Source organism: Pseudomonas sp. MDT1-85 (genome assembly GCF_054898065.1).
In genome coordinates, this window is sequence record NZ_CM142715.1 from 5,832,495 (window position 1) to 5,846,609 (window position 14,115).

10 protein-coding genes are annotated in these 14,115 nt (G+C 58.9%); 4 read left to right on the top strand and 6 right to left on the bottom strand.

Annotation, left to right across the window (positions count from 1 at the left end; all coding sequences use genetic code 11):
* Positions 1–38: 38 nt before the first annotated feature.
* Genes pqqC through ACYZT2_RS26330 form a run of 4 tightly spaced genes read left to right on the top strand, consistent with a single transcriptional unit; the run spans position 39 to position 4,008 of the window.
* Positions 39–791 (top strand): pyrroloquinoline-quinone synthase PqqC, encoded by a 753-nt coding sequence (gene pqqC, locus ACYZT2_RS26315; RefSeq protein WP_461968584.1) that lies wholly within the window; start codon positions 39–41, stop codon positions 789–791.
* Entirely contained in the window at positions 788–1,063 is a 276-nt protein-coding gene (gene pqqD / locus ACYZT2_RS26320; RefSeq protein WP_461968586.1) for a pyrroloquinoline quinone biosynthesis peptide chaperone PqqD, read from the top strand. The genes pqqC and pqqD overlap by 4 nt, the downstream gene beginning before the upstream one ends.
* On the top strand, positions 1,056–2,210 hold the full coding sequence (pqqE, locus tag ACYZT2_RS26325) for a pyrroloquinoline quinone biosynthesis protein PqqE (RefSeq protein WP_461973270.1): 1,155 nt from the start codon (positions 1,056–1,058) through the stop codon (positions 2,208–2,210). Before pqqD ends, pqqE begins: the two co-directional genes overlap by 8 nt.
* Positions 2,176–4,008 carry a S9 family peptidase gene (locus ACYZT2_RS26330; protein ID WP_461968588.1) on the top strand — a complete coding sequence of 611 codons (1,833 nt, stop codon included), beginning with the start codon at positions 2,176–2,178 and terminating at the stop codon, positions 4,006–4,008. The genes pqqE and ACYZT2_RS26330 overlap by 35 nt, the downstream gene beginning before the upstream one ends.
* 143 nt (positions 4,009–4,151) lie before the next feature.
* Here the strand turns inward: ACYZT2_RS26330 and ACYZT2_RS26335 are convergent, their stop codons facing one another.
* From ACYZT2_RS26335 to ACYZT2_RS26360, 6 genes are all read right to left on the bottom strand, one after another.
* A complete protein-coding gene (locus ACYZT2_RS26335; protein ID WP_007904205.1) occupies positions 4,152–4,310 on the bottom strand; it encodes a YqaE/Pmp3 family membrane protein in 159 nt (52 codons plus the stop codon).
* A gap of 226 nt (positions 4,311–4,536) precedes the next feature.
* Positions 4,537–5,958: a group II intron reverse transcriptase/maturase gene (gene ltrA, locus ACYZT2_RS26340; RefSeq protein ID WP_461968590.1), complete on the bottom strand. Its 1,422-nt coding sequence runs from the start codon at positions 5,956–5,958 to the stop codon at positions 4,537–4,539.
* Between the two features lie 639 nt (positions 5,959–6,597).
* Complete coding sequence (locus ACYZT2_RS26345) at positions 6,598–8,376, bottom strand: acyl-CoA dehydrogenase C-terminal domain-containing protein (protein ID WP_461968592.1); 1,779 nt, start codon at positions 8,374–8,376, stop codon at positions 6,598–6,600.
* A 269-nt stretch (positions 8,377–8,645) separates the two neighbouring features.
* The gene (locus ACYZT2_RS26350) at positions 8,646–10,442 is read right to left on the bottom strand and encodes an acyl-CoA dehydrogenase C-terminal domain-containing protein (RefSeq protein ID WP_461968594.1); all 1,797 of its coding nucleotides are present in this window, start codon (positions 10,440–10,442) and stop codon (positions 8,646–8,648) included.
* Between the two features lie 90 nt (positions 10,443–10,532).
* Entirely contained in the window at positions 10,533–11,822 is a 1,290-nt protein-coding gene (locus tag ACYZT2_RS26355) for a GGDEF domain-containing protein (RefSeq protein WP_201061837.1), read from the bottom strand.
* Positions 11,823–12,050: 228 nt separating this feature from the next.
* Positions 12,051–13,856, bottom strand: a complete 1,806-nt coding sequence (locus ACYZT2_RS26360) for a phenylacyl-CoA dehydrogenase (RefSeq protein ID WP_461968597.1) — start codon at positions 13,854–13,856, stop codon at positions 12,051–12,053.
* Positions 13,857–14,115 lie beyond the last annotated feature (259 nt).

Consider the following 14,115-nt stretch of genomic DNA (forward strand, 5'->3'; position numbering starts at 1 on the left):
ACACCAAAGAATCCACCGGTCGTTCCCGGAGAACCGCAATGACTGACACCGCAATGTCCCCCGCCGAATTCGAAGCGGCCCTGCGCGCCAAGGGCGCCTACTACCATATCTATCACCCGTATCACGTGGCGATGTATGAAGGCCGGGCGACGCGCGAGCAGATCCAGGGCTGGGTCGCCAACCGTTTCTATTATCAGGTGAACATTCCACTCAAGGACGCCGCGATTCTGGCCAATTGCCCGGACCGCGAGATTCGTCGTGAATGGATTCAGCGCCTGCTGGACCACGACGGCGCCCCCGGCGAAGAGGGCGGCATCGAAGCCTGGCTGCGTCTTGGGCAAGCGGTCGGCCTCGACCCGGATCAGTTGCGCTCTCAGGAACTGGTGTTGCCCGGCGTGCGTTTCGCCGTGGATGCCTACGTCAACTTCGCCCGCCGGGCCCGTTGGCAAGAAGCCGCCAGCAGTTCGCTGACCGAACTGTTCGCGCCGCAAATCCACCAATCACGTCTCGACAGTTGGCCGCAGCATTACCCGTGGATCGACCCGACCGGTTACGAATATTTCCGCACACGTCTGGGCCAGGCGCGCCGGGATGTGGAGCACGGTCTGGCGATCACTTTGCAGCATTACACTACGCGGGAAGGCCAGGAGCGCATGCTGGAAATTCTCCAGTTCAAACTGGACATTCTTTGGAGCATGCTCGATGCCATGAGCATGGCCTACGAACTGAAACGCCCGCCGTACCACAGCGTGACCGAACAGCGGGTCTGGCATAAAGGAATCATCGTATGAGTTTCGATCGCAGCAAAACCCCGACATGGCGCACCGGCTACCGTTTCCAGTACGAACCGGCACAAAAAGGCCATGTGCTGCTCTACCCGGAAGGCATGATCAAACTCAACGACAGCGCTGCGCTGATTGGCGGCTTGATTGATGGTCAGCGGGATGTCGTGGCGATCATCGCCGAATTGAACACGCAGTTCCCCGACGTGCCCGAGCTCGGTGAAGACATCGAGCAGTTCATGGAGGTCGCCCGTGCTCAGCACTGGATCGAACTTGCCTGACTCCGCGTCAGACAAGTTACCGCCCAAGCCCGAAATCGGCCTGCCACTGTGGTTGCTGGCCGAGCTGACCTATCGCTGCCCGCTGCAATGCCCGTACTGCTCCAATCCGCTGGATTTCGCCGAGCAGGGCAAAGAGCTGACCACCGAGCAGTGGATCAAAGTCTTTCGCGAAGCCCGGGAGATGGGCGCGGCGCAGCTGGGTTTTTCCGGCGGTGAGCCGCTGGTGCGTCAGGACCTCGCCGAGCTGATCGCTGAGGCGCGCAAGCTGGGTTTCTACACCAACCTGATCACTTCCGGTATCGGCCTCACCCAGCAGAAAATCAGCGACTTCAAGAAGGCCGGCCTGGACCACATCCAGATCAGTTTTCAGGCCAGCGACGAGCAAGTGAATAACCTGCTGGCCGGCTCAAAAAAGGCCTTCGCGCAAAAGCTCGAAATGGCTCGCGCGGTGAAGGCTCACGGCTATCCAATGGTGCTGAACTTCGTCACCCATCGGCACAACATCGACAAGATCGACCGGATCATCGAGCTGTGCATCGCCCTTGAAGCCGACTTCGTCGAACTCGCCACCTGCCAGTTTTACGGTTGGGCACAGCTCAATCGGGTTGGCCTGTTGCCTACCAAAGAACAATTGGTTCGCGCCGAACGCATCACCAACGAATACCGCGCAAAACTTGCAGCCGAAGGGCATCCGTGCAAGCTGATTTTCGTTACGCCGGACTATTACGAAGAACGTCCGAAAGCCTGCATGAACGGCTGGGGCAGTATTTTTCTGACGGTCACACCGGACGGAACCGCCCTGCCCTGTCATGGTGCCCGACAGATGCCGGTGCAGTTCCCCAACGTGCGCGACCACAGCATGCAGCACATCTGGTACGACTCGTTCGGCTTCAACCGCTTTCGCGGTTACGACTGGATGCCCGAGCCGTGCCGTTCCTGCGACGAGAAAGAAAAAGACTTCGGCGGCTGCCGCTGCCAGGCATTCATGCTCACGGGTGACGCGAGCAACGCCGACCCGGTGTGCAGCAAGTCGGAACATCACGGCGTGATTCTCAAGGCCCGCGAAGAAGCCGAACACGCGACCCAGACCATCGACCAACTGGCCTTTCGCAATGAACGAAACTCACGCCTCATCGCCAAAAACTGAACCCTTAAGCGCCGCCAGGGCTGTCGCAGCCGGCATCGACTTCGCCGAGTTGCAGGTCGGGCAACATGGCCTGTTCTGGAACGAATATCGGCCCGAGGATGCCGCCTGCCGAATCTGGCAGTGGCGCGACGGCCAGGTTCGTTGCCTTACGCCGTCCACCTTCAGTGTGCGCAGCCGGGTGTACGAATATGGCGGTGGCGCGTTTTGTCTGACCGATGACGGGCTTGTTTTCGTCAATGAGGCCGATCAGCAGTTATATCGGCAATCGCTGACGGGGGAGGCGCCTGAGGTGCTGACTTCAAGTGAATGCCGCTACGGCGATTTGCACTTCGCTAACGGGCAAGTGCTGGCGGTGGAAGAGAACCGCGATCGACATCGCCTGGTGGCTATTGATCTGGCTGACGGCCAACGTCATCTGCTGGTCGAAGGCGCCGATTTCTACGCGGCTCCGACCCTTAGCCCTGATGGTCAGCGCCTGGCCTGGATCGAGTGGAATCGTCCGGATCAGCCTTGGACCGCCACTCGCCTGATGGTTGCCGAACGCCAGAGCGATCACACCTTTACGCAAGCACGCTGTGTGGCGGGTGACGGTGCCCAGGAGTCGCTGCAGCAACCTCGATTCGATGACAGCGGCCGTCTGTTTTGTCTGACGGATCGCGGCGGTTTCTGGCAGCCATGGGTGGAGTCGAGCAACGGTCTGAGCCCACTCCCAAGCGCTGCCGCCGACCATGGACCGGCGCCTTGGCAACTGGGTAGTTGCACCTGGTTGCCTTTGGGCGAAGACAGTTATCTGGCGAGTTGGACCGAGGGCGGTTTTGGTCGACTGGGGCTTTGTCATAGCGATGGTTCCTGTGACGATCTCACGGGCGACTACAGCCGCTTCCGCCATCTCGCACAGGATGAACAGTTCATCTACTGCATCGCCGCTTCGCCGATCAGTTCGTCGGCGGTGATTGCCATTGACCGCCAGAACCGGCAGGTGAAGACACTCGTCGGCGGTGTTGCACCGCTGCCCGTCGAACAGATCAGCCGCCCGCACACCCTGCGCTATCCAAGCGGTTCGGGCGAGGCCCACGGTTTCTTCTACCCAGCGATGACCGGCGACACGAAACCGCCGTTGGTGGTGTTCATTCACGGCGGCCCGACTTCGGCTTGCTACCCGATGTTCGACCCGCGTATCCAGTACTGGGCACAACGCGGCTTCGCCGTGGCCGACCTCAACTACCGCGGCAGCAGCGGCTATGGCCGCGCGTATCGCCAAGCATTGCATTTGAGCTGGGGCGACGTGGATGTGGAAGATGCCTGTGCGGTGGTGGCCTACCTCGCCGATCGGGGACTGATCGACGGCGACAAGGCGTTTATCCGTGGAGGCAGCGCCGGTGGCTACACCACGTTGTGCGCACTGGCCTTTCACGAGGTCTTTCGTGCAGGTGCCAGCCTGTATGGCGTCAGCGATCCCGTTGCGCTAGGCCGCGCCACGCACAAGTTTGAAGGTGATTATCTGGACTGGTTGATCGGCGACCCGGTGCAGGACGCCGAACGCTACGTCGCACGCACGCCATTGCTGCACGCGAACAATATCAGCGTTCCGGTGATTTTCTTTCAGGGTGAGCTGGACGCCGTGGTGGTGCCGCAACAGACTCGCGACATGGTCACTGCGCTACAGGACAACGGCATTATGGTCGAAGCGCATTACTACGCTGACGAACGCCATGGCTTTCGCAAGGCCGGCAATCAGGCCCACGCGCTGGAGCAGGAGTGGTTGTTTTATCGGCGGGTGATAGCGCTCGCGGACTGAAGTCTGCGTTCGGCACAAAAATGTAGCGCCCCATTCGCGAGCAGGCTCGCTCCCACATTATTTGACCGAGTTGCCTCAGAGGAACGCGATTGAATGTGGGAGCGAGCCTGCTCGCGATGGCGATCTATCTAACGCAGCGAATCTCAGCGCTTGGCGATGATGTACACCGCATGCACGATCCCCGGAATGTAACCGCACAACGTCAGCAGAATATTCAGCCAGAACGCCCCAGCGAAACCGACTTGCAGAAACACACCCAGTGGCGGCAACAGAATGGCGATGATGATTCGAATAAAGTCCATGGGGTAGCTCCTGATTTGAAGTTGGCTCGTGTGTGAGCCATATAGCTAATCGACCTGTACCGTTCGTCAGGGTTCAGTGCGAATTCAGCTCATACCCTACACGCTAAACCTGCTACATGCCTTCAGCCTCAATGAGCTGAGTACTTTTCTGCGGGATCGAGTAGGAGGCGGATTTACATCCGCCGTCCTCTCACACCACCGTACATACGGTTCCGTATACGGCGGTTCAGGTTACACGGCTAAGCCGGTTTATCGTATCCAGTATCGAGATCAGCCCGAGTCGGTCCCACAGCTTCTTCGGCAGCGCCTGATTCATATGAGGCGCTCCCGAGTTCCACCATGGGCCTCGGCCATTGACTGCCGATTTACACGCCCGCGCCTCATTAAGTCCCAAGCGTATCAAGTTGCGCGCCCTCGTAGAGGGCCGCTTCCATTGACGCCAGACGACGCAGCGAAGCTTGTGACGCACCCAGCCGTCCAGTTCCTCAAGTGGCCGTTTGCTTTGGCTCAGTTTGAAGTAGCCCGCCCAACCACGCAGCACGGGGTTTATCCGCTCGATGATATTCGCCATCTTGTGGCCCCGCGCTTTACGTAGCAGCTCTCTGAGTCGGTCGCGCAAGCGACCTAGACTCATCGTCGCCACTCTCAGCTTCGGTTGCTGATGCCAGCTCATCCCGTAACCCAAGTAATCACACTTCCAAGACCTCGCAACTCGGCTCTTGTCCCGGTTCAGCGTCAGTTTCAGGCGCTGATTCAGGAAGCGCTCAACACTCCTCATCACTCGTTCGCCAGCACGAGGGCTGCGCACATAGATGTTCGCATCGTCGGCATAACGCACAAAGCGATGACCCCGTCGTTCCAGCTCGCGGTCGAGTTCGTTGAGCAGGATGTTCGACAGCAACGGCGAGAGCGGGCCGCCTTGCGGCGTCCCTTCCTGCCGTCGGCTGGCGATACCGCCTGACATCGTTCCCGCTTCGAGGTAACGATGGATCAGCTTGAGCACCCGCTTGTCTTCGATTTGGCGCGCCAGATAAGCCATCAGGATGTCGTGATTAACCCGATCAAAGAACTTCTCAAGATCGAGTTCCACGCACCAGCGATGCCCTGCCGCCACATGGGCGCGGGCTTTCTCGATGGCTTGGTGGGCGCTTCTGCCCGGTCGGAAGCCGTAGCTATAGTCCGAGAATAGCGGGTCGAAGATCGGCGTGAGCTGTTGCAGCAATGCCTGTTGGATCAGGCGATCCACAACGCTGGGAATACCCAGCTGCCGGGTGCCGCCTTTGGGTTTGGGGATGTCGACGGCGCGTACACCTTGCGGGTGGTACTCGCCGGCCAGCAACCTCTTCTGGAGGGTCGGCCAATACTGTTTCACATAGTCCGCCAACTGGTCGACCGTCATGCCATCGGCACCCGGCGCGCCCTTGTTGCTGACTACGCGATGATACGCACGTCTGAGGTTGGCGGGTGCAAGCACCCGCGCCATCAGCGTGTCCGGCTCCGCGTTCGTCCACGTCACAGACGCCGTCGATACCTTTGCGCTATCAGCCGTCATCCTCGGATTCTGTCCGGGACTCGGAGTAACAGTCTTCTCTGGGAGAAATTTCTGCATCTCGGTATTCAACGAGACTCTGACGCCTACTGGCGGCATAACCTGTTCGGCCCTTGGTGGCAGGGTTATTTGCCACTTACTACGGCCTCGGCTGACTTCTGCACGCTCATCCCGTCGCCTCTCGACGCGCGGTAGCACAGTGGCAAACGTGCAGATCTCCCAGGGTAATTCGCGCGACCTTCCTGCTTATGCCTGTCGGATCTACGTCACAGCGTTCCGTGCAAGTACTGGGCTTTGAAGATTTTGGCCTTCTTACCCCGCTGCGCCGCCTCTATCCGCTTCCTGTTCGTCAGGCCAGCATTTTGCCTCGGGCTTCCTTCAGATTCGCAGTCACCCGCGACACCCTTGCCTCTGGCTAACACTTCCCCTTGCCGGGTGTGTAGAGGACTTTCACCTCCAAGTCACCAGCGTGGCCACCACAGCCCAGCTGGTTGCGCTTGCGCGCAACGCGCCATGCCTGGCGCACCAAAAGAAAACCCCGCCGAAGCGGGGCTTTGCAGACTGTTTCCCTGACATCCATTTCACTCCGCCATCCTGGCAGAATCCTACGTGTCCGTGTTGTTGCTTTGCGCTTCCTGCGCGACGTCCATGTGAAGTAGATTAGCTCTGGATCCAATCTTCGCCTATGGGAAAACAGCAGCACGTCATGTAAGAGAATGCTTACATAACGTTAAAGGGTCAGAATTGTCCTGCGTCCAGCAGGAACAGCGATTCGCTGCCCGCCTTTACCGACGCGCTCAACGAGTGAATACGCGGCAGCAGACGTGCGAAATAGAACCGCGCCGTACCGAGTTTGCTCGCGTAGAAATCGTCCTGCGCTTCTTTACCGAAGGCTGCCTTGGCCATCAGTGCCCACATGTAGGCGTAGGCCATGTAGCCGAATGCTTGCAGATACTCGACGGACGCCGCGCCAATCTCGTTCGGGTTGTTTTTCGCCCGATCCAGCAACCACGCAGTCAGTTCGTCGAGGGTGTCCACCGCCTCATTCAGCGGTTGGGTGAACTCCGCCAGTTCAGCATGGGCGGTCGCAATGAAATGACGAATCTCGTCAGCGAACAGGTTATAGAACGCCCCGCCACTGCCGACGATCTTGCGCCCGACCAGGTCCAGTGCCTGAATACCGTTGGTGCCTTCGTAGATTTGCGTAATGCGCACATCGCGCACCAGTTGCTCCTGGCCCCACTCACGGATGTAGCCGTGACCGCCAAAAACCTGCTGGCCGTGAACCGTGGTTTCCAGACCCAAATCGGTCAGGAATGCCTTGGCCACCGGCGTCAGCAGTGCAACCAGATCTTCTGCGCGCTTGCGGGTGGTGGCGTCTTCGCTGAACTTGGCGGTGTCCAACTGCATCGCGACGTAGGTGGAAAACGCACGGCCGCCTTCGTTCGAGGCTTTCATGGTCAGCAGCATGCGACGCACGTCCGGGTGGACGATGATCGGGTCAGCCACTTTGTCCTTGTTCTGCGCACCAGTCGGCGAGCGGCTTTGCAGGCGGTCGCGAGCGTATTCGACGGCGTTCTGGTAGGAACGTTCGCCAGTGGCAAGGCCTTGGATACCGACGCCCAGACGCTCGTAATTCATCATGGTGAACATCGCCGCCAGGCCCTTGTTCGGCTCGCCGACCAAGTAACCCACGGCTTCGTCGAAGTTCATCACGCAGGTCGCGGATGCCTGAATGCCCATCTTGTGTTCGATCGAACCACAGCTCAAAGGGTTGCGCGCGCCCAGGCTGCCATCGGCATTGACCATGAACTTCGGCACCAGGAACAGCGAAATGCCTTTCGGCCCCGCTGGCGCGTCGGGCAGTTTGGCCAATACCAGATGGATGATGTTCTCGGTCAGGTCGTGTTCACCGCCGGTAATGAAGATTTTGGTGCCGCTGACTTTGTAGGAACCGTCGGCCTGAGGCTCGGCCTTGGTGCGGATGATCCCCAGGTCAGTACCGGCATGCGGCTCGGTCAGGCACATGGAACCGGCCCAGACACCGGCGTACATGTTCGGCAGGTACGCCGCTTTCAGCTCTTCGCTGGCGTGGGCGTTGATCGACAGGCATGCGCCGGCGGTCAGCATCGGGTACAGACCGAACGACAGGCTCGCGGAGTTGACCATTTCTTCGACCTGCGCCGAAACCGCCTTGGGCATGCCCATGCCGCCGTAGGTCGGATCACCCCCGACACCGACCCAACCGCCTTCAGCGTAAGTCTGATAAGCCTGTGGGAAACCGGCCGGGGTGGTGACGGCACCGTCGGCCCAATGGCAACCTTCTTCGTCAGCTGCACGGCTCAGGGGCGCGATGCTTTTGCTGGTGACCTTGCCAGCTTCTTCGAGAATGGCTTCGACCGTTTCCGCATCGACAGTCTCGGCCAGCGCAGGCAGTTCGGCCCAGAGTTTGGCGACCTCGAAAACTTCATTGAGGACGAAGCGCATATCGCGCAGGGGCGCTTTGTAGTCAGCCATGGCAAACCTCGCAAGATCTAAACAGGTGGTTCGTAGAATAGTGATTTCGTTGTGTCCGAGTGTACCTCAACAACTTTTACGACACATAGGGTCAACTCATGACTGTTTTGTTATTTTTAGTCACCAGCATTGCAGCTGAGATAGTTCTCGCCTGCCAGAACGCATTCGCGGGCAAGCCTCGCTCCTACAGGTCTTCGCCGTGTGCACATTGCGCGAACGACAATAATCTGTAGGAGCGAGGCTTGCCCGCGAAGCTTTTCAAATATTCCTCAGAGCGCAAACAACTCCGCCGGCAGCTTCATCAGACAATCGCTGCCCGCCTCAATGGCCGCCCGATGAGCGGCCGTACGTGGCAGCAACCGCTTGAAGTAAAACTCGCTGGTCGCCAATTTGCCTTGGCAGTAATCGACCTCGCCGCCGCCCGCCTCCAACTGCGTCTGAGCCACCAACGCCATGCGTAGCCACAAGTAGCCGAGGATGATGTAGCCGCTGTACATCAGGTAATCCATCGAGGCGGCGCCGACTTCATCCGGATTTTTCATCGCGGCCATGCCGACCTTGGTGGTCAACTCGCCCCACTGCTGATTCAGACCATTGAGCTGCGCCACATAGCTGGCGAGTTGTGGATGTTCAGCGTTTTCCGCGCAGAACTTATGGACGATTTTGGTGAAGCCGCGCAGCAGTTTTCCCTGACTGCCAAGGACTTTGCGCCCGAGCAGATCCAGCGCCTGAATGCCATTGGTGCCTTCGTAGATCGGCGCGATCCGGCAATCGCGAACCAACTGTTCCATGCCCCACTCACGAATGAAACCGTGACCGCCAAACACCTGCATGCCGAGGTTGGTCACCTCCAGCCCGGTGTCGGTCATGAAGGCTTTGCAGATCGGCGTCAGGAATGCCAACAGGTCTTCGGCATCCTCACGCGCCGTTTCATCCCGGCTCAGATGAGCGACATCCAGCAACTGCGCGGTGAAATAAGTCAGCGCCCGGTTGCCTTCGTTGAAGGCCTTCATGGTCAGCAACATCCTGCGCACATCGGGATGAACGATGATCGGATCGGCGACTTTTTCCGGTGCTTTCGCGCCGGTCAGCGAGCGCATTTGCAGGCGGTCATTGGCGTATTTGATTGCGCCCTGGAAACTTGCCTCACCCAGACACAGACCTTGCATGCCGGTGCCGAGCCGCGCGTGGTTCATCATGGTGAACATGCAGTTCAGGCCCTTGTTCGGCTCACCGATCAAGAACCCCTTCGCGTCGTCGAAATTCAGCACGCAGGTGGCCGAGGCCTTGATACCCATTTTGTGCTCGATCGAGCCGCAGGAAACGCCATTGCGCTCGCCCGCCTCGCCCTCGGCATTGGGTAGGAATTTGGGAACGATAAACAGCGAAATGCCCTTGGTACCGGACGGCGCGTCCGGCAGTTTGGCCAACACCAGGTGAATGATGTTGTCACTCATGTCGTGCTCGCCGGCGGAGATAAAGATCTTACTGCCGGAGATCGCATAACTGCCATCGGGCTGCGGGACGGCGCGGGTCTTGATGATGCCCAGATCGGTGCCGCAATGGGCTTCGGTCAGGCACATGGTGCCGGTCCATTGGCCGGCAGTGAGCTTGCTCAGGTAGGTTTGTTTCTGCTCTTCGGTGCCATGGGCTTGAATCGCCGACATCGCACCGTGAGTCAGGCCGGGGTACATGCCCCAAGAGGTGTTACTGGAGCCGACCATTTCACTGATGACCAAACCCAAAGAACTGGGCAAACCCTGGCCGCCATAAGCCGGATCCGCCGCCAGGCCATGCCAGCCGCCTTCAACGTATTGCGCGAATGCTTGCTTGAAGCCTGTAGGCGTTGTGACCACGCCGTTGTCGAAATGGCAGCCTTCTTCGTCGCCGCTGCGGTTCAGCGGTGCGAGAACGTTCTCACAGAATTTCGCGCCTTCTTCAAGGATCGCATTGATCATGTCCGGGCTGGCATCGGTGGCGCCCAGCGCGGCGTAGTTGCTGTGAAAGTCGAAGACGTGGTCGATCAGAAAGCGCATATCGCGCAGGGGAGCTTTGTACTCGGGCATGGTCATTTCTCCGGCAGCAGATTGCTCAAACCTACTGCCGCGCACCACGCCTCAAAATCACAGTCCAGACGCTGAATGCGCCATCATCACTCAACCCGCAGCGGTGTCCATGCGCACCGCGCCACGACGGTTCTGACCGAACGCCATCACACAGTTTCGCCCTGCGCCCTTGGCGCTGTAGAGCGCCTGGTCAGCGGATTTGAGCACTTCTTCCGGCGTGCGCTGTTCCAGCCGTTCGGCGACGCCGATACTGACCGTGACCGATACACTCGAGGCGCCTGAACCCGCGCGGCGCTGGCGTCCCTGCTGGTCATCCTGAGGACGGTTGTCCTGGTTGCGCAGCTGGATGTTGTAGGTGGCGATGGATTCGCGAATGACTTCCAGGTGCGGCATGCACTCTTCGAGGGTTTTGCCTGCGAACACCAGAGCAAATTCTTCACCGCCGTAGCGATATGCCCTACCGCCCCCGCTGATTTTCGACAGCTTGCTGGCGACCAGCCGCAACACTTGGTCGCCGACATCGTGTCCGTGAGTGTCGTTGAATTTCTTGAAGTGATCGACGTCGCCCATGGCCAGCACGTAATTGCGCCCCAGCCGTTGCATGCGCTCGTTCAGGGCGCGGCGACCCGGCAGGCCGGTAAGCTCATCGCGGAACGCCATCTGATAGGCCTCATGGGCAACCGCCGCGGCAATCATCAACATCACCTGGCTGCACATGATGTTCAGGGTGAACGGCAGGATGAAGGTTTTCGGCAACATCCAGAACAATCCCAACAACCCCACCAATTGCGCAGCATGCAAGGGTCTTGGGTTGCGCCAGTATTGCCAGGCCAGTAAGAGGAACGAGGCAATGAATACCGGGTAGGACAACTGAATCAGGCTCATCCAGGCACCATGCAAAGCTGGCCAGCGGATCTCCGACAGCCACATCAACAGCGCGTGTGGGTAACTTTGTTCCAGCCCCAGCGCCACGCTGCCGAACGCCAGCAACACGGCGAAGCGCGCCACCATGTCCTGGAACAGGTGAGTACGCTCCTGCCAGGCGGCGAACAAGCCAAAGAGCAATGGCAGCAACAGACAGCACAGATGGAAGACCACGGCGGCGTCTTCGCGAACTTTGCCGTTATCGCGGTAATAATCGGTCTGGGTGTCGAGCAGGAAGTAGGCGATGTACACCGTGACCATCAGAAACAGTTCACGCTGACGTCGGTAAACCGCGCAATACGCCCCGCCGAGCAACAGCACCAGAGTAGGTAGCACGTTGAACAGCGAAGTGAAGAAGACGTTGAGATCCTTGACGTAGGCAGCCGCAAGCCCCGCAAGCAACAACAGCAGCGATGGCAAAAAATGACTGAAACGTACAGCGGAAGAACGCGGCAAGGGTAAAAGCTCCGACCCGGCAAACAAAGATGGCATTGTGCCTGCATCTGAAGCAGCTAAGCACGTGCAATGTGACGTGTGTCACATCGCCATCCTCTTTAACGGCAGCAAGGGCGTTCTTCTTAACGTTTTAGTCAGGAATATTTACAGGCGCAGCCCGTTTGCGTCAGATACAAAAAAGCCGCTGCTCCCGAGGAAGCAGCGGCTTTGTGAAGGACTGCGTAGGACTTAGTAACCCAGTGCGAAGTCTTCTTCTTTCATGTCCATCAGGTTGTTGGCGCCCGACAGCATGGTTACAACGTGAGTGCGGGTACGCGGCAGGATACGCTGGAAGTAGAAGCGCGCAGTCTGCAGCTTGGCGGTGTAGAACGCCTCTTCGGTGGTGCCGGCAGCCAGTTTCTCGACAGCCAGACGCGCCATGTCAGCCCAGAAGTAGGCCAGGCAGGCGTAACCGGAGTACATCAGGTAGTCCACCGACGCAGCGCCGACTTCTTCGCGGTCTTTCATGGCGGCCATACCGACCTTCATGGTCAGCTCGCCCCACTCTTTGTTCAGCGCAGCCAAAGGCTCGACGAACTCTTTGACCGCGTCGTTGCCTTCGTTGGTCTGGCAGAACTTGTGGACGATCTTGGTGAAGCTTTTGAGCGCTTCGCCTTGAGTCATCAGCACTTTACGGCCCAGCAGGTCGAGTGCCTGGATACCGGTGGTGCCTTCGTACAGCATCGAAATGCGGCTGTCGCGAACGTTCTGCTCCATGCCCCACTCGGCGATGAAGCCGTGGCCGCCGTAGATTTGTACGCCGTGGTTAGCGGATTCAAAACCGACTTCAGTCATGAAGGCTTTGGCGATCGGCGTCATGAAGGCCAGCAGTGCGTCGGCTTTCTTCTTCTCTTCTTCATCGACGCCGTACTTGACGATGTCGACTTGTTTGGCGGTGAAGTAAACCATCGCACGGTTGCCTTCGGCGAAAGCTTTCATGGTCAACAGCATGCGACGTACGTCAGGGTGCACGATGATCGGGTCAGCGGCTTTGTCCGGCGCTTTCGGGCCAGTCAGGGAACGCATTTGCAGACGATCGCGAGCGTATTTCAGGCCGCCCTGGAAGCCGATCTCGGCGTGCGCCAGACCTTGCAGCGCGGTACCCAGGCGGGCGGTGTTCATAAAGGTGAACATGCAGTTCAGGCCTTTGTTCGCCGGGCCGATCAGGTAACCGGTGGCCGCGTCGAAGTTCATCACGCAGGTGGCGTTACCGTGGATGCCCATTTTGTGTTCCAGGGAACCGCAGGTCACAGCGTTGCGTTCTCCGATCGAACCGTCTGCGTTTGGCAGGAATTTCGGAACGATGAACAGGGAAATGCCTTTGGTGCCGGCCGGTGCATCCGGCAGACGTGCCAGAACGATGTGGACGATGTTGTCGGCCATGTCGTGTTCACCGGCCGAGATGAAGATCTTGGTGCCGGAAACTTTGTAGGAACCGTCGGCCTGAGGCTCGGCCTTGGTGCGCAGCATGCCCAAGTCGGTGCCGCAGTGCGGTTCGGTCAGGCACATGGTGCCGGTCCATTCGCCGGAGACCAGTTTGGTCAGGTAAGCGTCTTGCTGCTCAGGCGTACCGTGTTCGGAAATGGTGTTCATCGCGCCATGGGACAAGCCTGGGTACATGCCCCACGACCAGTTGGCTTCGCCAACCATTTCGCTGACAGCCAGCCCCAGAGACTCTGGCAGACCTTGGCCGCCGTGCTCTACGTCGTGAGCCAGGCTTGGCCAGCCGCCTTCAACGAATTGCTTGTAGGCTTCTTTGAAACCGGTCGGGGTTTTAACGCCGGACTCGCTCCAGGTGCAGCCTTCGGTGTCACCCACGCGGTTCAGCGGAGCCAGCACCTGCTCACAAAACTTGGCGCCTTCTTCGAGAATGGCGTCAACCATGTCCGGAGTTGCGTCTGCACAAGCCGGAAGGCTCTGATAGTGCGCTTCGTAGCCGAGCAGTTCGTCACGAACGAAGCGAATATCACGCAAGGGGGCCTTGTAGTCAGGCATAGCGATAAACCTCTGCTGATGTAACCGGGAATGAACGACCGCGTTGATTTGTTGTGGCGGTCAAACAGTTGTTTGAAACATACGTTTACGCCCAATTCTTGTCAAGCGCCGATCTTTTGCCGTTCGTCATCGCGCCATGAAAACCTCGGCCACGCAGCTGCGCACCGCCGTTGACTGAGCAACACGCCATGTAGGAGAGATTAGTTGAGGCAGAAGGACTTACGCAGAAAAACGCCGCGAACTGTCGCGGCGTCGGAGT